The sequence below is a fragment of the Brevibacillus migulae genome (assembly GCF_004521915.1).
In the GTDB taxonomy this organism is placed as follows: Bacteria; Bacillota; Bacilli; order Brevibacillales; family Brevibacillaceae; genus Brevibacillus_F; species Brevibacillus_F migulae.
This window is the reverse complement of sequence record NZ_SDKD01000014.1, coordinates 113,285-133,588: the sequence shown is the minus strand read 5'-3', so window position 1 is coordinate 133,588 and position 20,304 is coordinate 113,285. Positions and strand designations below refer to the sequence as shown.

Sequence of the window (20,304 nt, the reverse complement as noted above, 5' to 3'; positions counted from 1 at the left end):
TCACCAACTAACAATTAACGGCTTGCTGGGCACGCCAGTAAGAAAAACCGGCTGATGAACTCAGCCGGTTTTTTTCTGTCCCGAAATGCTCGCGACGTGCTTCATTATTTCTTGGTAAATTCGCTGCATGTACCGATATGTATCCGCATTGATTTGCGGATCACGTGGAGCATTGGCTTGCAGGGTTTGCGGAAGCGGATAGATCACATAGTTACGCTTCCCGGCTTGGCGGTAGTAATGTACATAAGTTGGAATAATTTCGGAATGGTTGATGACGGTTTTTCCATCGGCTTGCTTGCGGATATCCAGCTTGAGAATCGCGCCTACATCCTTATAATCGCGGCGCTGGGCGGAGACGAAATTGCCCAATGAATAGGCAACGAATCCTGTGCGCTTGCTTCCATCCGCCATGGTCACAGTCCTCCACTCATACGGCTGTACCACATGCGGATGATGGCCGATGATCAAGTCGGCGCCCGCCTGAATGCTCATATCCGCGATATTTTTTTGCGCTTGATTGGGGAGTCGCTGATATTCATTCCCAAAATGAAGGGCAACGGCCACCAGATCGGCACCCATCAATTTGGCGCGGGTGACATCCTGTTTGATCAAAGCCGGCTGGATCAAATTGACCAGGTAAGGTTTTCCCTTCGGAATCGGGATCCCATTGGTCCCATAGGTATAGGAAAGCACTGCCAGCTTGATCCCGTTTTTCTCCAGGAACAACGGCTGATTTCGTTCCTCTGCAGAACGGAATGTCCCTGTATGCGGCAAACCTGCTTGATCCAGATGGGCGATTGTTGCCAGCACTCCTGCCTCTCGCCTATCCAACGAATGATTGTTGGCTGTCGTTACCGCAGAAAAACCAACCTGCTTTAATAGCGGGGCCAGTGACTCCGGCGAGTTGAACTGTGGATAACCTGTATAGCGGCTTTGGCTTCCGGCCAGCGTCGTCTCCAGATTGCCCAAAACCACATCTCCTTGCTTCAACAAAGGCGCCACCTTAGCAAAAAATGGCGCAAAGTCGTACACCTTCTTTTTCGGATCCCAGGCAGCTTCGAGCTGTTCCTGATGAACCATGATATCTCCTACTGCCAACAGGGTCAGCTGTCTCTCCTCCTGCTTCTTCTGCGCCACCGGCAGCGGCTGAACGACCGGCTGTGCACTGACAACCTTCATTGTCACCTGAGGCGGCGGCTCCGGCTGCATGAACGCCTTTTGCGAACAGCCGATCAAGCTGGTTGCCAACCCTAGGGCCAACAATGACAAGGCATAACGTTTCATGAATCAATCCCCTTACTTTTTTTGACAATCTCGTTTCTTTTTCTACACCGTTCTTGTCGTTTCCTGCCTCACTCATGAAACCTGCGCGCAAAAAAAGCACGACATTGTTGCTGTCGTGCGCTTGTCCGGTTACCGTAGCATCCCGGTTACATATGGGTTATATGTTTTTTCCATATCGATCGTAGTCGCAGGACCGTGTCCGGGGTAGACAATCGTATCGTCATCCAGCTCAAACAGTTTGTCCTGGATGCTGATCATCAGGGTCTCATAATCTCCGCCCGGCAAATCCGTCCGTCCGATGGAGCGAGCAAACAAGGCATCGCCTCCGATGCAATGCTTGTCGATGACGAATGAGCAACTTCCTGGTGAGTGTCCCGGGGTGTGGAGCACGCGAATGTCCAATCCTGCCAGTGAGAGTGTTTGCTCATCGTGAAGCTCGTGCTCAGCCGGTTCACAGATGATGGGAGCGGTCATGCCAAAGCGTGCGCTGCCGTTCAACTGCGGGTCACTCAACCAGCTCTGTTCCAAGGGATGAATGTAGACGGGTGCATTTGTCAGCTTTCGTACAGCATTAAGGCCGCCGATATGATCCAGATGAGCGTGCGTCAGCAGGATGGCTACCACGTTCTTGCCTTCCAGTGCAGCAAGCAGTTTCTGCGGCTCAAAGGTCGGGTCGACGACAATATGTTCATTGGTAGCCTCATTGGTCAGCAAGTAGGAATTGGTTTCAAATGGGCCTGAGGTAAAGCTCTTAATGGTTAGGGACATGCTTCTCTCCTCGCTTTTCGCTATAATGAGCATACAGGTATGATACACAGGGGGTGGAAACTTGAAACTGGAACGTATGTATGGTGTAGAAATGGAAGCGCCTGCGGGTAAATTACCGGGCTTTTACGCACAAGTCGTACATAAAATCGGTGAACAGGTAGCGGTTTTTGACCGTGCGCAGCAAATGCTCATCGTCAAATCAGAAGAAGAGTGCGAGCAGCTCCTCTCCATTTTGGGCAAGCATCAAATGGCAGGTGAATCATTCGCTTTGTGGCGGTTGCCAGAAGGATTTGCGGAAACGCCGGACAGCGATTACGGATTTCTCGGCTTATCCGGAAATGCTTATCTGCTGGCAGATCTGGTCACCTTTTTTCAGTTTACCGAGCCGAACAATTCCTCGCAAGAGCAATGGGCGGCCTTGGAGCAAATGAAGGAACATATTTTGCTGCAAATCCCGGAGAAACTGAACCACACACCCTTGTATGCGGTAGACCGGAATCTGACCGATTTAATCGATGGGATCGCCCGTGCCTATACAACCGACATCCAATGGATCGAAGAGTAAACTAGAAAACTTGGCTTAGCCTTCGTTGCATGTATAAACGAACCCCACCTTGTCTTCTGACGGGTGGGGTTCAAACTTATTGCACGGGGTCAAAGCGAAAGCCGATTACTTTCCCTTCGTGTATGCTGAACAGCGCTTGATACTTACTCCCTTTATAAACCCATTCATTTCCTTCCGATGTCGGATTGCCATAGAGCTGCTTCAATTCCTCCACGGTTCCATACAGCGGAAAGCCACGGTTTGTGGCAAACTGTTTTCCTGCTTCGGTCGGCACACTTCCCATGATAATGCTTTCGACGACACCTGCTCGGACTTTCATCATAAGCTGGGCTTTATCGATCAGGATCATGCCCATGCTGACGGTGCCTTCGCCTTTGGCCAATTGATCGATTGTCATGCTTTGTCGCGTCTCAGCATCCATAAATTCATATTGAGTCGGTTTTAACTCCTGCATGGCTTCAGCGATCCCTTGTCCCAGGTAAACGCCTCTGATGCCGTATTCCTTTGCGTTTTCTGCATCAAAGCTGGCGGACAAGCCATTTTCGTTGGTCGTGGACTCTCCCCCGCTGCAGCCGGCTGCCAAGAGCAGCAGCACCGCCATGAGACAAAAAGCCCAGATTCGTTTGTGTCTCTTCATTTCCGTACTCCTTTACCCTCTGAAGGACTTTGCATCTTTCATACCGCTATCTTATACCAGCAGAGGACGGGTCGGCAAGGTTATCGCTTTCGGCCGCTAACCTTTTGGCGAGGCTTGGGCATGGATGGATTTTGCTCCATATTGGAACGCAATCCCTCGAGAATTTTCAGAAGCGAATGAAACAACGGCGAAGCAAAAACGGCGACGATCCCCCAGACCCAAATGCCTGCGTTCCACGGATCCGCCACATACGCTTCTTCTTTTCCCATTAAAATCAAGGCAGGGTCAAGTCCAAGAATCCCGAAGATAAAGCCTGCGGATAAAACCGAAATCAACAAGTTTAGAAACTTTTTATAATGAGCAAGGCGACCCGCCATATTATGATCTTCCATGCAATCCTCTTCCGCGACGTAATCGGTCCCCAGAAAAGGCACGACGGATTTGCAGGCTTCCGTCACGCCCGCTGCCGCACTCGATACAGCTGTGACATATATGAGAAATGAAATCGATGAATTCAGATCCACCATACAAGCTCCCCTCCTCCCATTTCATATCTATGGGGGAGTTTCCTGGACATTCTTGGTTTGTGCAAACATTGTGGTGGGGGAAGGGAAGAACGGGCGGGGCTCCGTACTTGCCACACCGACAAGGGAGAGTAACCTGTCCGGTTCCGCTTGTAAAAACGGTACGTCACGCAAAAGTTTCGAGAAAGCGTATTCATGCGTAGAGGTTGCGTGACAGACGTGTACCGTTTTTACAAGCTCCACCTCGGAAGGTGTGACAAAAACTACGCCCGTCCCGTTCTTCCCTTCCTCACGTGGCGAATGATTATACTTGATTGTGTAATAAGAGAATACATCGCCCCCTAAATGATGTATCCGGATTCGTGGAGCACGGTTAGCTTTCTGCGTTTTAGACTTTAGACTTTTTCATTTTCTTTTAAGAGCTGTGGCTACGCTGGTGAGCATGTTCCCAAACGGNACTTTTTCATTTTCTTTTAAGAGCTGTGGCTACGCTGGTGAGCATGTTCCCAAACGGAGCGCCTGCGAAGCCCGACCCAGCGGAGCAGTGAATCGCGGGAAAAAGGGGTGCAAACTTGGCTAAGCTCCAAAGCATTTGCCACTTTTTGCACACCCCCGCGATTTGCTGCGGAGCGGACAGATTCTGCTCCCTTGCAAGGCGAAAAATGAAGCGGAGTTTGGGAACATGCTCTCCCCAAGCAGCCCCGGAATCACCACAAACAGAAAAAACCGCCCCCAAATGGAAGCGGTCTTTCATCGAGCACCAATGTTTTGGGGTACTAACGGAAATCCTCTTTGACACATCTCCTCCAATATAGAGTCGATCCTAAAGAGTACCGGTTCCACCAATTCGACTAATGTCGGACGTGATCATCTGGATCCACGCTGTTTCGCCTCCTGAAAGGCAAATCATTGTTTACCTTGATCACTGGGCTCGATGATAGTATTATGATCCGTCTCGAGAGATCTTATTCACGATTTCTTTACAGCAAATCCGCTGCCAACTGAGCCAGTATGCTTCGCTCGCCTTTTTCCAGGCGGATATGTCCTGCCAGCTTCTGATCTTTAAACATCTCGACCACATAGGTCAATCCGTTGTTGCTTTCATCCAGATACGGATGGTCGATTTGCTCCGGGTCACCCATCAGGACGATTTTCGACCCTTCCCCCACACGCGTTAAAATGGTTTTGACCTCGTGTTTGGTCAGGTTTTGCGCCTCATCGATGATAATGAACTGTCCCGGGATGGAACGGCCGCGGATATAGGTCAGGGCTTCTACCTGCAGGCTGCCCATCCCCGCCAGTATTTTGTCCAAGTCTCCCGGACGTTTCGTATTAAACAAATATTCGAGATTATCATAAATCGGCTGCATCCAAGGCCGTAATTTCTCTTCTTTTTCCCCTGGTAAAAAGCCGATGTCTTTGCCGAGTGGAACAATGGGGCGAGCTACGAGCAGCTTTTTGTACTTTTGCAAATCTTCAATCTGCAGTAATCCGGCTGCCAATGCCAGCAGCGTTTTTCCCGTCCCCGCCTTTCCCGTCATCGTGACCAGAGGGATATCGTCGCGCAGCAGCAGCTCGGTGGCCATACGCTGCTGCACATTCCGCGCCTTGATCCCCCAGATCGGATCTTCATCAATCGTCAGCATCTCTAACGTTTTCCCTTCGCTATCCACTTTTCCAATCGCCGAAACGGACTGGTTATATTCATCTTTCATCACTAAAAACTGATGGGGATGAAATTGATATTTCGGGAACCATTGAGCGAGAGAGAGCCTTCGCTGGGCATAATATTGCTGGATGATTTCCGAGGCTACCAGCATTTTCAAATATCCCGGATAGATGCTGGAGTACTCCCGGACCACTCGATCCGATAAAAAATCTTCCGCTGTCAGCCCCAAGGCATCCGCCTTCACCCGCATCAACGCGTCTTTGCTGACCAGAATAACCGGTCTGGCATTCGCGGAAAGATTTTCTTCATCTTGCAAATTCAACGCGACCGCGAGTATCCGGTTATCGTTGGTCATTTCGTGAAAATGGGTTTGCAGCTTGGTTAGTGTCGAGTGGTTCAATTCCACTCGCAGCACGCCACCCGTTTCCAGCGTAATTCCCTGATGCAAGCGGGCGTTTACACGAAAGCTGTCCAAAAGCCGTGATACATAGCGAGCATTCCTCCCGATCTCGTCCATGTAACGCTTTTTGGAGTCAATCTCTTCCAGCACTACCGCTGGGATGACGATTTCATTATCCTGGAATGAAAAAATCGCCATTGGATCTTGCAGGAGTACGTTTGTGTCAAGTACGTAGATTTTTTTCAAAATCTCGCCTCCTATTTCCCGTCTCGTATAATTTATGCAAAGAATAGAGGGTTGCTTTTGTTTACCGCAGGGCGATTTACTAATGTGTATGTCAGCCATGCCCTACTTAGACGAACACATAGCCGGGTATGAAAACCAGCGAGCCTGAAAACACTACAAGTACTTGGTGCAAGCCATCCTGATTCCATTTTCACATCGGGAACACAGGTCAATATCCAGAAAGGAGTTTATCTCGTGAAACCGTTTTTGGCACTGCTAACCGTTTGCCTGCTGTTGTCAGCCTGCAATACAGCGAATGAACCGCCAGCCAACCAGGCGGCCCCGCAACCCAATCAAAAGGAACAGCGTACACAGCGCGTGCAGCAAACTGCGCCATCACCGAAATACAACCAGTCCCCCCAGGCAAAAGCGGAACGTCTGGTTCAATTGGCCTCTCGTGTAAAAAACGTGAATGATGCGACAGCCGTTGTGATTGGGCGCTGGGCGGTAGTCGGAATTGATGTGAATGCCAAATTGGATCGGCCAGAGGTCGGTGTCATCAAATACACCGTTGCTGAAGCGTTGAAGGAAGATCCACAGGGGGCAACCGCTCTCGTCACAGCAGATCCTGATATCGTTCAACGCTTGCGAGAAATGGCGGCGGACATACGGAAAGGCCGCCCGGTAAGCGGCTTCGTGGAGGAACTGGCTGATATCGCTGGACGCCTCATTCCGCAAGCTCCGCGTGACGTAGAGGTACGGGAACGTCCCTCTACCCGGGAGAATGAGCAAAGAATGAACAAGTCGTCCAAAGCCAAGCCGGAAGGAAACAAGAAAATACCTGTGAATAAAAGCGAAAAACCCCCTAAGGAGTAACAATCCTTTCGGGGGTTTTCTCATTGGAATGCTCTTAACGGTTAGCCAAGCATTTCGCAGCCGCAATCGCCAATGCCTGTTCCAAATCTGCAATCAAATCATCAACATCTTCCAAGCCAACTGACAAGCGGATCAGTCCGTCTGTAATTCCCCGCTCCAGTCGTTCCTCTGCCGGCATTGCAGCATGAGACATCATCGCCGGATACGACAGAATGCTCTCTACCGCTCCGAGACTCACCGCAACGATGGGCAACCGCACGGCATCAAATAATGCCTTGGCCATATCCCGATTGCCCACATCAAAAGAGAGCACTGCACCATGACCGCTCGCCTGCCGCTCTTGCAGCTCATGCCCTTCATGAGCAGCCAGACCTGTGTAGTAGACGCGCTGCACATGCGGGTGGCGATCCAGCCAAGCGGCAATTTTTCCCGCGCTGTGCGTGCTTACATCCAGTCTGCTCTTCAGCGTTTTCAGCCCGCGCATGACGAGCCAACAGTCCTGCACACCGAGCACGGCTCCCATGCCATTTTGGATGAGGTACAGCTGATTTCCGAGTTCCTCATCTTTGGTGACGACCAGTCCTGCGACCACATCGCTATGCCCGCCAATGAATTTGGTCGCGCTGTGGATGACAATATCAGCTCCTAATTCAAGCGGACGCTGGTAATACGGGGTCAGGAAGGTATTGTCTACGATCGTCAGCAATTGATGGGCTTTGGCTAAACGGCTGACCGCTGCCAAATCGGTAACCTTTAAGGTCGGATTGGACGGCGTCTCGATAAATATGGCCTTCGTATTCGGACGAATCGCGGCTTCTATCTGACTGATCCTGGTCGTATCAACGAAGCTCACTTCAATCCCTAACCGGGAAAGAATCTTGGTCAAAAAACGATATGTCCCTCCGTACACATCCTCCGGTACAATCAGATGATCTCCTGTAGAAAACAGCATGAACACTCCGGAAATCGCAGCCATGCCGGATGCGAATGCAAAGCCGCGTGACCCGCCCTCGAGCACGGCGATTGCTTCTTCCAGCGCATGCCGTGTCGGATTGCCTGAACGTCCGTAATCATACACGCCTGGTTGGTCCAGATCGAACTGATGAAAGGTCGATGCCTGATAGATCGGAATCGAAGAAGCACCGGTGAATGGATCAATCCCGCTTCGGCCATGCAGCAGTTTGGTGGCAAAGTTCATGATCAACAACACCCTCCTGTCTTCACAGCTTGATCGAGCGCATACCCTAGGTCCGCAATCAGATCATCTGCATACTCGATTCCCACCGAGAGGCGGATGAGTCGATCGCAAACCCCTACTTTTTCCCGGATTTCCACCGGGATATCCGCATGCGTCTGTGTAGCCGGATATGTACAAAGCGATTCAACACCGCCAAGACTTTCCGCGAACGAGATCACGCGCAGATGCTGCAGGAAAGGTCCCACCAGCTTCGCGTCACGAATGCGGAAAGACACCATCCCGCTAAAACCGGAAGCCTGTTTTTTCTGAACCTCATGATCGGGATGACTCGTCAGTCCTGGATAAAACACCTCGGTCACGGCATCATGCTCCTGCAGGAAGCGTGCGACCCGGAAAGCATTTTCTTCATGCCGTTCCATCCGCAAGGCAAGCGTCTTCATGCCCCTGATCAACAGCCAGCAGTCTTGTGGTCCGAGGACAGCTCCGATTGAATTGTGCAGATATTTCACCTGTTCTGATAACTCTTTTCCTTTGGTGACAATCAATCCCGCCAGCACATCATTGTGTCCGCCCAGATACTTAGTCGCGCTGTGAAACACGATATCCGCGCCAAGCTCCAGCGGTCGTTGACAGTAAGGAGTCATGAACGTATTGTCCACGATGGTCAGCAACCGGTTTTCACGCGCAATTTCGACAACGGCTGCTATATCCGTGACCTGCATCAACGGATTGGTCGGGGTCTCCACAAAGATCGCTTTTGTTTCTGGACGAACCGCTGCTCTAACCGCCTCTGTGTCACGCACATCTACGTAGCTGAAGCGAAGGCCATAACGGCTCAACACCTGTTCAAACAACCGATACGTCCCGCCGTAGAGATCCAGCGATACGACGAAGTGGTCGCCTTGGGAAAAAAGCGCCATGATCGTCTGGATGGCTGCCATTCCAGATGCCGTGGCAAAGCCCGCGTCCCCCGACTCGATCTCGGCTATGGCTTGCTCCAGCACCGCGCGTGTCGGATTCGCCGTACGGGTATAATCAAAGCCGGTGCTTTGCCCGAGTCCCGGGTGGCGATAAGCCGTTGCATGATGAATCGGTATGCTGACGGCCCCCGTTTTTTCATCTGATCCTACCCCGATCTGTACCAACTTTGTCTGTACATGCATGATTTCTTCACCCTCCAAGCTCTTTTCTCAGCGTCATGATTTGGGCAAATAAAAAAGCCCTCTTTTCGAAAGAAGGCTTTGTCTACGTTTCCGTAAGCAAACCCTTCTCATCTATCAGAGTGTCACCACTCTGCAGGAATTAGCACCGTATCTGCCTGTATGTTCTACAGACGATTGGTTGCCGGGCATCATTGGGCCAGTCCCTCCGCCGCTCTGGATAAGAAGTTTGCTATTCATTTAAAGTTGAATCTATACTAGCCCACTCGGATTTTTTTGTCAATCGGTAATTTGGCGCAACCTTCACAAACCTGTAAATAACTTGTCCGTGTTTGCATTTCATCCGTCCAAAGGAACGTGGTAAGATAAGGGTGGGATATGATTTAACTCACAGAAGGAGAGATGGACAAATGAAATACCGTTCCCTTCCTGGAACAAACCTGACCGTATCTGAAGTTGGCTTCGGCGTATGGTCTGTTGCAACCAAATGGTGGGGCGTGTCCGATGCAGAGGTGGGCAAACGCCTGCTCCGATCCGCCTATGACGATTACGGCATCACCTTTTTTGATACAGCAGACGTATACGGAAATGGCTTGGGAGAAACCATCCTGAAAGATGCGCTCGGCGATATCCGTGACAAGGTAGTGATTGCGACCAAGTTCGGCTACGACATTTACAACCTGCCGGGTGAGCGCAAAGGCCACTCCGAGCTGCCGCAAAATTGGTCCAAGGAACACATCCGCTACGCTTGCGAGCAAAGCTTGAAGCGTCTTGGCACAGATTATATCGACTTCTTCCAATTGCATAACCCTCGTATGGAAGCGGTACATAGCGAAGAGGTTCACGACACTCTGGACCAACTGAAAAAAGAAGGGAAAATCCGTGAATACGGCGCAGCCATGGGCCCTGATATCGGGTGGGAAGACGAATCGATTGCAGCATTGAAACGCCCTGGTTACGCAGCGATCCAGATCATCAATAACATCCTAGAGCAAGATCCTGCACGCAACGTGATCCCTGTCGCCGAGCAAGAAAACCGCGCCTTGATCGTGCGTGTGCCGCATGCATCCGGTCTGTTGGACGGCACCTATGATCCAAACAAGCACTTCGACAAGAGCGACCACCGCAGTCACCGTCCGCTGGATTGGATGAATGCCGGTCTGGAAGTCGTGCAAGAAATGAAAGAGAAAGGCCTGTTCGACGGCAAAGAAAGAACCATTGGCCAATTGGCGATTCAATTCTCGTTGTACCATCCTTCGATCGTGACGGTGCTGCCAAACATCACGAGCGAAGCCAACCTGAAGGAATTTGCGCTGGCATCCGAAGTGGCTCCATTGACTGAGGAAGAAGCGAAATTTATCGAAAATCTTTGGGTAAATGGTTACAACAAACGTTTGGCACAGCATATGTCCAACACACAAACGAAACCTACGCCTGTCCTGAATGTACAATAAGAAAAAAGAGAAAGCTACTTGGCGAGCACCAAGTAGCTTTTTTCTATGCAAGCTTATTCGACCGCAAGACCGCGCAGCGCCGTCATGACCTGATTATCAAGCTTTTCCGCTGCATTTTTATCATACGTTTTTTCATATTGAGGTTCTACGGAAATACGGGAACCATAAAACATAACATCGCGTACCGCATCGATCGTAACCTCGATGGCAGCCAGTTTCAGCGGTACCCCTTCGAGTCGCTCGGCGGTCACCTTCGCCTTCCCGTTGATGGCGTAGGAAGATCCTGCGCCGATCAGGTGGAGCACCACCTGTGGTTCCTTGGTAATATTTGCGATTATGCGAGACCGATTATCGACGGCAAACCGTATTTTTTGCTGAGTGGGCGCATACACCCATGATAGGGAGCTGAGACTAGGCGCTCCCGATTCATGATCGATGGAGCCCAGCGTCATAAAGCGTTCCTTTTGCAGAAGCGCAAATAATTCTTCCGATAGTGATTGGGCGACAGTTTCAGCCACTCCGATTCCTCCCTTGGAAAAGATTGTACATCTATTGTACCTGTGGCAGGTTGTTTAAGCAAACCCCTTACAGAAGGAGGGCTTTTTCCAATGAAGAATCACCTTCATCGTCCTAGCCAGCATTTCCTGGATCGCATCGATCGATTGGTGGATGAATTGCAGCAGGTCCGGCAAGTGAACCAGCGTATGGACAAGATTGCGATCTTTTTGGAGGATATTCGCCTGGCAGATGTCATTCAAAATTATACAGCCCCGCGCAAGCTGCTCTGGACCAATTTCCTCGCAGGACTTGCACGGGGCTTAGGACTCACGATCGGAACGGCGATCGTCCTTGCCATTCTCGGATGGCTGTTAAGCAAATTTATCTCGATCCCAATTATCGGGGAGTACGTGAAACAGCTGATCGACTACGTGGGTTCGTATCGAAGCCCTTATTAGTCGCGATCGCCTTTTTTCCCTTCATGTTTCCCATTTACTTGAAGTCCCAGTTGTTTCCCATGCACAGACAGCTGAATTTGTCCGTTTCCTTGCCATTGTCCTTGGCTCTTCCAGTTGCCATTCCCCTTGCCGTTTCCATTGCCCTTGCCATTTCCTTTGTTTTTATCTTTCGCATGGCCAGGAGGAACTACAGGAAGGGTAATTTTCTTTTGCACGGGAGGCGTTACAATCGCTGGCAAAGTGTAGCTGACGTTTGTCTGTGAAACCAGCTTGCCATCTTGGTAAAGTTCCAGACGGATCGTCTTGGAGCTGAATGAACGGTTTTGGTAGCTGATGTTGCTCTCGAAGCTTCCGTTGCTGTTCAATTGAACCTCTTGTTTTTTGCCATCCGGTGCCACTACGTACAATTTCAATTCATCATCATCTGCATCACTGGACACCTTTACATTTCCTTTTACTTGCACCACTTTATTTTTCGGGCTGAAAGCGGCTGTAGCGGTTACGGTGTATGTGTCCGGTTGATCAACTTCAGGATCCTTGACGCCCAAGATGGCTACGGTATCCGAGTCGATTTTCTCTCCATCCTCGTAAGCTTCTACGAGAACTTCCTTATCATCGTCATTTGCCTTGAAAGTAGCCGAGAATGTCCCGGTTTCATCCCACATTTTTTTCAAGGTTGCCTTTTTCTTTTCGCCACCATAGGTTACATATACTTCATCCGCATCAAGCTTGACGATTCCCTGTACCTTAATTTCATCTTTTCCGGCGTTATAGGCAGCCACAGAGTGCAACAGGACATTCTTATCTTCCACTGTTCCTGCTTTGATGCGCAGCTTTTTCGATTCCACCAAGGTGTCGTCTTCATACGCTTTAACGGTTACATATTGCGAAGTAGAGCTGGTTGTTGCAGCGAAGCTGACTGTGAACGTATCATCCGATGTTGGCGTCACTTCAATTTTTGTCCCTGTTGGGGTGGTCAGGTTCACACGGGTAACATCGTCCGTTACCTCACCGGTTACATAGACCGTATTGCCTTTGATTTCGTGCTTCAATGATACGAAGCCTTCATTATCATTGTCATCTTCGTCCTGGTCGTCATCATCATTATCTTGGTCGTCATCGTCATCATCGTCATAACGAAGTTCCAAATAAATATCATCATAATATTCCTCGTAGATGTCATTCCATTTGTCTTCGTAATTATCAATGACGGTTGACAGCTTCACATCCACGTCGAGCTCGTCGATGACAATATAGAGGTTGTCTCCCTGTGTTTTGAGGAGCAGCGCCAATCTTGCCGGATCATCTTCAATCAGATCCTTCAGCTTGTAGCGAGCTTCTTTCAGGTAGTCGTCGTCCATCACCACTTTGCTATCGGAGCTAGTCCGCAATAATGTATCGGCATTTGCCACTACTGCTGGCGTCACACCCCCTACGATGGTTGCGGCAGCAAGTACGGAGAGTACAGGTTTTGTCAAGTATTTCTTCATAAGTCAATCTTCCCCTTTACTTCTGTATTTTGTCATGAGTACCTGAGCACCACTACAGACGGAGAACTTTGACGAAAGGTTGCAAGGAACATACAAAAAAAGAAACCTGGTCTGCCGGCAACGGACCGGCGTACCAGGTTTCTTCTGCATTTTTTATCGTTGAAATGATTTTTGCAGCTCCGACGAGAGCAAATTCAATTGTCGGATCTCATTGTTGATTTCGTTGATTTTCTCATGCTGTGTCTCAGCCGTCGCAAACAATTCCTCCAGGCTCGCCACAGCCTCTTCGGTTACATGCGTGATGGTCGACATTTCACCGGCTACCTGACCGGAGCGGACTTTTACATGCTCCACGCTGCTCAGCACGATCTCAACCGCTCCCATAAAGCCTTCCATCCCTGCTTTGACCTTTTCGATGGAGGTTAACGTCTTCGTTGCAAGCTCTTGTCCGATCGCAACCGAGGATTCCCCATCTTTCATGTGGGAAACGGCATTTTGACTTTCCTGGTGAAGGGATTGAAGGATCGCGGCGATCTCCTGTGTCGCTTGCGCACTTTGCTCGGCCAATTTGCGCACCTCGTCTGCCACGACAGCGAAGCCGCGTCCATGCTCTCCAGCCCTAGCCGACTCGATTGCCGCGTTCAGTGCCAGCAAATTGGTCTGCGTCGCGATTTGATTGATCGTACCGACGATTTGTTCCACTTTTTCCGCTTGCTGATTCAGCTGATAGATCGTTTCAGAAGCAATATGGACCGTACCGACGATATGCTCCATCTGCTCGGATAATTGATTCATCATTTGAATCCCGGTTGCAAGTCGACCGTTGTTCTTTTCCGCTTCTTGTTTCATCGCGCCTGCTTGCTCGCTCACATGCTCGATCTCTTGATCAATGGATTGCACATCTTCCTCGATTTTGACCGTAGAGTTGGCCTGTGCCTCCATCCCAGTCGCCACTTCGCGGAAAGCGAGCATCATTTCGTCATTATTCCGCTTGGTGACCTCTGCATGTTCATGTACCTGCTCGGAAGTCGCATCCAGCTTGTTGGTGATTTGATGAATTTTATGCAGGAGCTCGACCACTTGCTGTTCCTTTTCTTCCGCTTCTTTCCGGGCGTTCTCCGCCTTTTTCAGCGAGGCTTGTCCGGCAAGGCATAAATAAATCAGGCCAGCGATCATCAGCAATATCGAAACAATGCGAATGATCAGGATGAGCTGGGAAACTTCTCCCTCAAACAAATGAACCAGACCAGTTGCGTAACCGGTGATAGTGGCCGTGATTTCCACAGCACCCGCTGTCACAATCAGCTTCCAATCCAGATATGCTGCCAAAAATCCTAAAATAATAAAAGATAAGTACGAGATGCCCGATAAATTCGAGAAATGATCAAAGGAGTACGAATAAAAGAGGAAGCCTGCTGCGACTAGGTAGCGAATCACTTTGCTGTCTTTTTTCCAGAAATAGAGAGGTGATACGACTAATGTAAAAAACAAACCAGCCGAGACGACCTGCCAGTAATTCACATTTTCGGCGGCTGCCAGCAATCCTGCGACCCATAGGTGATTCCACAGAATAAAAATCATGAAGCCTTCTTTGTTCGTTAAGGTCTTACGGATAAGATTCACCATGCGTTTTTATCCCCTTCTGTTTGCTCTCTCCATACCTTTTACCTACCCGTTTTCTCTGTTTGTAAAACTGGTTATTGATTATACTTCGGTTCACTTTCGATGGCCATCAGCAATGAATCGACGTTCTCTTTATCGTAACGCTTCGTATGCCGCTGACCATCTATGTAAAAAGACAGGATATAGCTGACGTCATCTTCCTCGTAGCTCGGTTCGCTGACATGGTGGTCATTCGTCAAGATTTCTAGGAAAAAGGAAGCAGTCTCTTGCGCCGACACATCATGTGGCCTGGCGGCTGCTACAACCTGAATCTGCAGCCAGTTAAACAAAGCGTCATCTAACTTCATTCAGGGTTCCCCCTCTTTTTAGGTATGGAGCGCAGACGCACTACGACCAGAATGACCAAGGCTACGAACATTGCGCTTTTTACAGGCAGCTGCACATCGAGAATCGTAAAAATGACCGCTCCCACCAGCATCACTGCCACCAGCAGCACCGTTTTTAAGATCGGCATGCGAATGCGTGTCGCAAATCCCAAGTAATAGACGACAAACAGCTCAACAAAGATAATATAGAAGCGATAGTGATCCAGCAACATGCGAAGCTGATCATAAAAAGTCAAAGCAGATGGGTTGGCAGGCTCATACTGAGAGACTAATTCCATCCATTCCATTTGTGGTCCCTCCCTGTCCCGCGCATAATTCTTGCATACATGCAGCAGTATTTCGTTATCAACGATTTTCACCTCAATTTTATCTATCATGTCTACTTTATCAATAGGTACACCACCTGTCAAAATAACGGTTTGTGACAAAAGTAACAGATTTCAAAGGGCTCTTATGTTGTGCATACATGTTGGTAGGGAAAGGGAAAGAGGGCGTGGCGATTGCAGGCAGTCTAACAAATGAAAAGAATAAAAGTCACATAAAAAATCCGCCTGCCCGAAAGCAAGCGGATTTGTCCGTCTTTAGCAATTATGCTTGAGGAGCCGCTTCATAGCGTTTTTGCTTCTCATAACGCTCCCGATCAGACTTGTTCAGATATTTTTTACGGAGACGAACCGATTGTGGCGTTACCTCGCACAGCTCATCATCGTTCAAGTATTCCAGTGCTTCTTCCAGCGTCAATGTGCGCGGGGTTTTCATCTTCACTGTTTCATCTTTGTTTGCGGAACGCACGTTGGTCGCATGTTTTTCTTTACATACGTTAACCACCAGGTCGTTATCGCGGTTGTGCTCGCCGACGATCATACCTTCGTAAACTTCCGTACCTGGATGAATGAACATGATCCCGCGATCTTCTACGGACATTAAACCGTATGTGCTTGCTGTACCCGTTTCATGGGAAATCAGTACCCCGGCATGGCGTCCGCCAACAGCGCCAGGTACCAATGGACGGTAGCTTTCAAAGGAGTGATTCAAAATCCCGTATCCGCGAGTGATGGTCAAAAACTCGGTACGATAACCGATCAATCCGCGGGAAGGAATGATGAACTCCAAGCGAACTTGACCGAAGCCGTTATTGATCATATTGACCATTTCCGCTTTTCGTAAACCAAGCGTCTCCATGACACTGCCCACATATTCTTCCGGCACATCGATGGTCAGGCGCTCAGCCGGCTCCATTTTTTGCCCATCGATCATACGGATGATGACTTCAGGCTTGGATACAGCCAGCTCGTAGCCTTCACGGCGCATGTTTTCCACCAGAATGGAAAGATGCAGCTCGCCGCGTCCAGACACGATGAAGGAATCCGGAGAATCCGTTTCTTCTACACGCAGGGACACGTCGGTTTCCAGCTCAGACATCAAACGGTCGCGCAGCTTGCGGGAGGTAACGTGCTTTCCTTCGCGGCCGGCAAACGGACTGTTATTCACGGAGAACGTCATCTGCAGAGTCGGTTCATCGATTTTCAAGAGCGGCAGCGGATCTGGATGATCAACATGGCATACAGTCTCACCTACGTTGATGTCTTCCAGACCAGCCAGCGCGATGATATCACCGGCACGGGCTGTTTTTTGCTCAACGCGCTGCAGACCGCTGAAACCGAACAGTTTTTGCACGCGCATTTTTTTCACGGAGCCGTCACGTTTTACGACAGCTACCATATCGTTGACGTTGATGACGCCACGATATACGCGGCCGATACCGATGCGGCCCAGGAAGTCATTGTAATCCAGCATGGTTACTTGCATTTGCAGCGGCTGCGTTTCATCCGCTTCTGGTGCTGGAATATGCTCAATGATGGTATTGAACAGAGGCTTCAGATCGCCTTCGAGCTTGTCTGGTTCCATCCCTGCAAGTCCTTGCAAGCCGGATGCGTATACAATCGGAAAATCTAATTGATCTTCAGTGGCATCAAGATCGATGAAGAGATCATATACTTCATTAATCACTTCTTGTGGACGAGCATTTTCACGGTCAATTTTATTCACGACGACAATCGGCGTCACTTTCGCTTCCAATGCTTTGCGCAGTACGAATCGAGTTTGCGGCATGCAGCCTTCAAACGCATCTACGATCAACAGCACGCCGTCAACCATGCTCATGATCCGTTCTACTTCTCCACCGAAGTCAGCATGGCCAGGTGTGTCCAAAATGTTAATGGTATTGCCTTCATACTGAACGGAAGTGGTTTTCGCCAAGATCGTGATCCCACGCTCCCGCTCCAAGTCGTTGGAATCCATCATGCGGTCTTCCACTTGCTGATTGCTGCGGAAAGTACCGGATTGAATCAAAAGTTTGTCAACCAGCGTTGTTTTCCCGTGGTCAACGTGGGCAATAATCGCGATGTTGCGTATATCCTGACGTTTCATTTTTTCCTCCTGGTCTAAATGCATCTTTTCTATAGTAACAGGTTGACCCCCCACTGTATACTGGTAAGTTGTTAAGAAAGGGTAATTTCTGCTATTCCACGAGAGAGGGTTGAATGATGAATGAAGAAATTCCTCACTGATCCCCTGACGTCCATAGCCGAAAGTGTCATGGAATTAGCCGATTCCTTTGGTTTGCTTGCTATCTTTTACGCCAAACACTCGACTGAGACAAGCTATCTCTGGCAATCTGGCGCTTTCATCCGGCGACAGACAAAAAATCAACACGAGATCTTGCTCCATTTGATTTTCCCGGACGGAAGGATGGGACAAGCCTTCACGTCAGACTGTTCGCAGCAAGGGGTCGAGTTGGCCTTTCATCAGGCTCGTCATGCGGCAGATTTGAAATCAGGTCATCTGGATCTCATTCATTATTTGGATATAAGTGAAAAAAAGGTCCCCCATGCCCAAATCTCGCTCGAAGCCCCTGATTATGACCCAAATCAGCTTGCGCGCCACATCGAAAAGCACCATTACGAGCTGCTCCCGCAGTTTCAGCCCGACTTATTGGATACTTCCTTTCACTTTTTCCAAGAAAACGCCTACTCCCTGCGCAGCGACGGCACCCAATATAAAACAAACCTGTGCAAAGCGTCGTGCCGGCATGAGATATTTTCCTTCGAACAGTTTACCTCGTTTCCTTTTCAACAAGATTGGGTGCTTTCTCCTCACTATGCCTTTGACTCTGACTTGGAGCAGCTTGGCCATCAGATGAGACGCTGGAAAACCATGCGGGGCAGGAGCCTGCCACCCAAGCATGAAACCTTCCCTGCTATTGATAAGATTCCCCTGCTCTTCGATGCAGCGATCGTCGCAGGGCTTATGAATGCTTGGTTAGACAGTCATGATCATCCATCCATACGTTGCTCAGCAGCCACGCTTCGCTTTGAGCCGGGAGCAGTGGCCGATTCCCTCCCTCACCATCCGTACGGCTATCTGCTGCCACCGGCCACCCTTCTGTCCCCAGGAGACAGGAACAGTGAATTGCTGGAGGCGCTGCGTGAATATCCGCCCTTCTTTGGACATTACGATTGTCAATTGCCCTTCCACCAAGATCAGGTTCATTCGCCCTGTGCGATTTTTGCCGCGCTCACATCCAAGGGGCTTTATCAGCAGGACAGGCTGCGGGTTTGCGAAGGGATCTCCCAATTGTACACAGAGGAGAAGACAAACCGATTCCATTTGTTACCGGCCTCCATGTATGAGACAGACCTGGATTCTTGCAAGCCTGTCGCCCCTGTCTGGATCACTGGAGATGCCTTGCCGTTGTTTTCCTGTCTCCTGGCTGGCTTTGGTCCCAAGCAAACCATCTGGCCTCTTTCCGAAAAAACTCGTTCTTTTTCATTGCCTGCCTACCTGTTTTACCATCCGTTTGAAAGGAGCCATGCTTCGTGAACTATGAGGAAGCCCTTTTGCAATTGTTACAAACTGCAATCCGCACAAAACTGCCCATTGGCATCAAGTCTTACCAATATTGTCTGGATGAAAAAGTCATGATTTCTTCCGCTGGGACGCAAACGAAGGAGGCTTTTGCCGACATTACCCTTTATTGGGAAGACTCCAGTCTGTCGCGCCACCGCATCGCTCTGCCTTTTCCCCCAGACACTCCATTGCCTATTCACGTGTGGCAGCGCGTACGATATTTTGATCCACACTCGGCATCACTGGATTCACAAACGTCTGGACACTCCTCGATTGCTTGCGATCAATCAATCCTGGCATTGCTGGAGAAGCCTTTCTCCGCACGATTTTCAGGACCTTTGAAAACAACTGCTTACATTCATACGCGAAAATTAGCCAGCTCTCATGGCGAGCAAAAGCAGGAGATCGTCACGGAAGCTCTCTTGCAGGATACCAGCCCTTATGCAAACACGGTATACCACAAGCGCAGATTACCGAATGAACAGGAATTGACCTATCTTCACGAGGAGCAGCTCTGGATGCGAACAGTCGGCAGCCATGTGTCGGGCCCATTGGGTCAACGTCAGGAAAAAGCCTTCCTCCTTTTTTCCCCCGATGCCTTGCGTGCGATCCTGCATTCCGGATTTGCCGCTTTGTTGACAGACAAGCGAAAACGGGAGCACATGCTGCCTTTTATCCGGTTTTGTGCCGATCATTCCAGGCTTTCCGTTTCCCACGATCCCTATCGGCCGTGGTCAATCGGTACCCGCTCTCTCTGGCCAGATGGTTCCCTGCCAAAGAAGCAAGTGCTAATCGCACCTGCGCTCACAGAGCTTACGGAGCTGCCGCGCTATTATGAGGCTGCTTCCCTGCATGTGAATCATCCGAACATAGGGCAATTTCACCAGTGGCTTTCTCAACAGGAGCATGTCGATTATGTGCCGCATGTACAGGTCCAGCCTTCCTTTTCCCCCTATTCGCAGGAGATGGGGTGGGTATCCTGTGCGACCCGCTTCATCCAGGGAAGGCCGACGGTACAAGGCAATTTGACGTTCACTTTTTCCTTGGCGGCACTGGTTGCTTCCCCTCATCTGACACTGATCGCCAAGGTTGGCTGGGACGGATATGGACTTGCTATCCCCTATCGCGATCTGGTTTACACTCCCTGAGTAGGTTGGGCCACCTCGAATCAAACTAGCTA

The 20,304-nt window shown here is 49.8% G+C and carries 19 protein-coding genes and 1 riboswitch; of the genes, 6 read left to right on the top strand and 13 right to left on the bottom strand.

Annotation, left to right across the window (positions count from 1 at the left end; all coding sequences use genetic code 11):
- Positions 1-60: 60 nt before the first annotated feature.
- Both EIZ37_RS16770 and EIZ37_RS16765 read right to left on the bottom strand, forming a co-directional pair.
- Positions 61-1,284, bottom strand: a complete 1,224-nt coding sequence (locus EIZ37_RS16770) for a CapA family protein (protein ID WP_134685914.1) — start codon at positions 1,282-1,284, stop codon at positions 61-63.
- A gap of 129 nt (positions 1,285-1,413) precedes the next feature.
- On the bottom strand, positions 1,414-2,052 hold the full coding sequence (locus EIZ37_RS16765; protein ID WP_134685913.1) for an MBL fold metallo-hydrolase: 639 nt from the start codon (positions 2,050-2,052) through the stop codon (positions 1,414-1,416).
- Positions 2,053-2,113: 61 nt separating this feature from the next.
- Between EIZ37_RS16765 and EIZ37_RS16760 the strand changes: the two genes are divergently transcribed.
- Positions 2,114-2,617: a hypothetical protein gene (locus EIZ37_RS16760; protein ID WP_235828069.1), complete on the top strand. Its 504-nt coding sequence runs from the start codon at positions 2,114-2,116 to the stop codon at positions 2,615-2,617.
- Positions 2,618-2,693: 76 nt separating this feature from the next.
- Here the strand turns inward: EIZ37_RS16760 and EIZ37_RS16755 are convergent, their stop codons facing one another.
- The 3 genes from EIZ37_RS16755 to EIZ37_RS16745 form a co-directional block, all read right to left on the bottom strand.
- Positions 2,694-3,254 (bottom strand): hypothetical protein, encoded by a 561-nt coding sequence (locus tag EIZ37_RS16755; RefSeq protein WP_134685912.1) that lies wholly within the window; start codon positions 3,252-3,254, stop codon positions 2,694-2,696.
- 80 nt (positions 3,255-3,334) lie between these two features.
- A complete protein-coding gene (locus EIZ37_RS16750; RefSeq protein ID WP_134685911.1) occupies positions 3,335-3,781 on the bottom strand; it encodes a hypothetical protein in 447 nt (148 codons plus the stop codon).
- 977 nt (positions 3,782-4,758) lie between these two features.
- Positions 4,759-6,093 (bottom strand): PhoH family protein, encoded by a 1,335-nt coding sequence (locus EIZ37_RS16745; RefSeq protein ID WP_134685910.1) that lies wholly within the window; start codon positions 6,091-6,093, stop codon positions 4,759-4,761.
- Between the two features lie 234 nt (positions 6,094-6,327).
- Between EIZ37_RS16745 and EIZ37_RS16740 the strand changes: the two genes are divergently transcribed.
- On the top strand, positions 6,328-6,948 hold the full coding sequence (locus EIZ37_RS16740) for a YhcN/YlaJ family sporulation lipoprotein (RefSeq protein ID WP_134685909.1): 621 nt from the start codon (positions 6,328-6,330) through the stop codon (positions 6,946-6,948).
- A gap of 34 nt (positions 6,949-6,982) precedes the next feature.
- On the opposite strand, the gene EIZ37_RS16735 is transcribed toward EIZ37_RS16740, so the two are convergent.
- Positions 6,983-8,146, bottom strand: coding sequence for an aminotransferase class I/II-fold pyridoxal phosphate-dependent enzyme (locus tag EIZ37_RS16735; protein WP_134685908.1), 1,164 nt, complete (start codon positions 8,144-8,146; stop codon positions 6,983-6,985).
- 2 nt (positions 8,147-8,148) lie between these two features.
- The gene (locus EIZ37_RS16730) at positions 8,149-9,309 is read right to left on the bottom strand and encodes an aminotransferase class I/II-fold pyridoxal phosphate-dependent enzyme (RefSeq protein ID WP_134685907.1); all 1,161 of its coding nucleotides are present in this window, start codon (positions 9,307-9,309) and stop codon (positions 8,149-8,151) included.
- A 104-nt stretch (positions 9,310-9,413) separates the two neighbouring features.
- A riboswitch (SAM riboswitch) is annotated at positions 9,414-9,533 on the bottom strand.
- Between the two features lie 183 nt (positions 9,534-9,716).
- Between EIZ37_RS16730 and EIZ37_RS16725 the strand changes: the two genes are divergently transcribed.
- Complete coding sequence (locus EIZ37_RS16725; RefSeq protein WP_134685906.1) at positions 9,717-10,760, top strand: aldo/keto reductase; 1,044 nt, start codon at positions 9,717-9,719, stop codon at positions 10,758-10,760.
- Positions 10,761-10,813: 53 nt separating this feature from the next.
- On the opposite strand, the gene EIZ37_RS16720 is transcribed toward EIZ37_RS16725, so the two are convergent.
- Positions 10,814-11,278: a pyridoxamine 5'-phosphate oxidase family protein gene (locus tag EIZ37_RS16720; protein ID WP_134685905.1), complete on the bottom strand. Its 465-nt coding sequence runs from the start codon at positions 11,276-11,278 to the stop codon at positions 10,814-10,816.
- 90 nt (positions 11,279-11,368) lie between these two features.
- Between EIZ37_RS16720 and EIZ37_RS16715 the strand changes: the two genes are divergently transcribed.
- Positions 11,369-11,716, top strand: a complete 348-nt coding sequence (locus tag EIZ37_RS16715; protein WP_134685904.1) for a DUF5665 domain-containing protein — start codon at positions 11,369-11,371, stop codon at positions 11,714-11,716.
- Here EIZ37_RS16715 and EIZ37_RS16710 read toward each other — a convergent pair.
- From EIZ37_RS16710 to typA, 5 genes are all read right to left on the bottom strand, one after another.
- A complete protein-coding gene (locus tag EIZ37_RS16710; RefSeq protein ID WP_134685903.1) occupies positions 11,713-13,206 on the bottom strand; it encodes a hypothetical protein in 1,494 nt (497 codons plus the stop codon). The genes EIZ37_RS16715 and EIZ37_RS16710 overlap by 4 nt on opposite strands.
- A 153-nt stretch (positions 13,207-13,359) precedes the next feature.
- Complete coding sequence (locus tag EIZ37_RS16705) at positions 13,360-14,832, bottom strand: methyl-accepting chemotaxis protein (protein ID WP_134685902.1); 1,473 nt, start codon at positions 14,830-14,832, stop codon at positions 13,360-13,362.
- Positions 14,833-14,903: 71 nt separating this feature from the next.
- On the bottom strand, positions 14,904-15,176 hold the full coding sequence (locus tag EIZ37_RS16700; protein WP_134685901.1) for a hypothetical protein: 273 nt from the start codon (positions 15,174-15,176) through the stop codon (positions 14,904-14,906).
- Positions 15,173-15,502, bottom strand: a complete 330-nt coding sequence (locus EIZ37_RS16695) for a YlaH-like family protein (RefSeq protein WP_134685900.1) — start codon at positions 15,500-15,502, stop codon at positions 15,173-15,175. The genes EIZ37_RS16700 and EIZ37_RS16695 overlap by 4 nt, the downstream gene beginning before the upstream one ends.
- Before the next feature lie 301 nt (positions 15,503-15,803).
- Entirely contained in the window at positions 15,804-17,645 is a 1,842-nt protein-coding gene (gene typA, locus EIZ37_RS16690; RefSeq protein ID WP_134685899.1) for a translational GTPase TypA, read from the bottom strand.
- A 120-nt stretch (positions 17,646-17,765) separates the two neighbouring features.
- Here typA and EIZ37_RS16685 point away from each other — a divergent pair, with 120 nt between their 5' ends.
- Complete coding sequence (locus EIZ37_RS16685; protein WP_134685898.1) at positions 17,766-19,097, top strand: hypothetical protein; 1,332 nt, start codon at positions 17,766-17,768, stop codon at positions 19,095-19,097.
- On the top strand, positions 19,094-20,272 hold the full coding sequence (locus EIZ37_RS16680) for a hypothetical protein (protein ID WP_134685897.1): 1,179 nt from the start codon (positions 19,094-19,096) through the stop codon (positions 20,270-20,272). The genes EIZ37_RS16685 and EIZ37_RS16680 overlap by 4 nt, the downstream gene beginning before the upstream one ends.
- Positions 20,273-20,304: the final 32 nt, after the last annotated feature.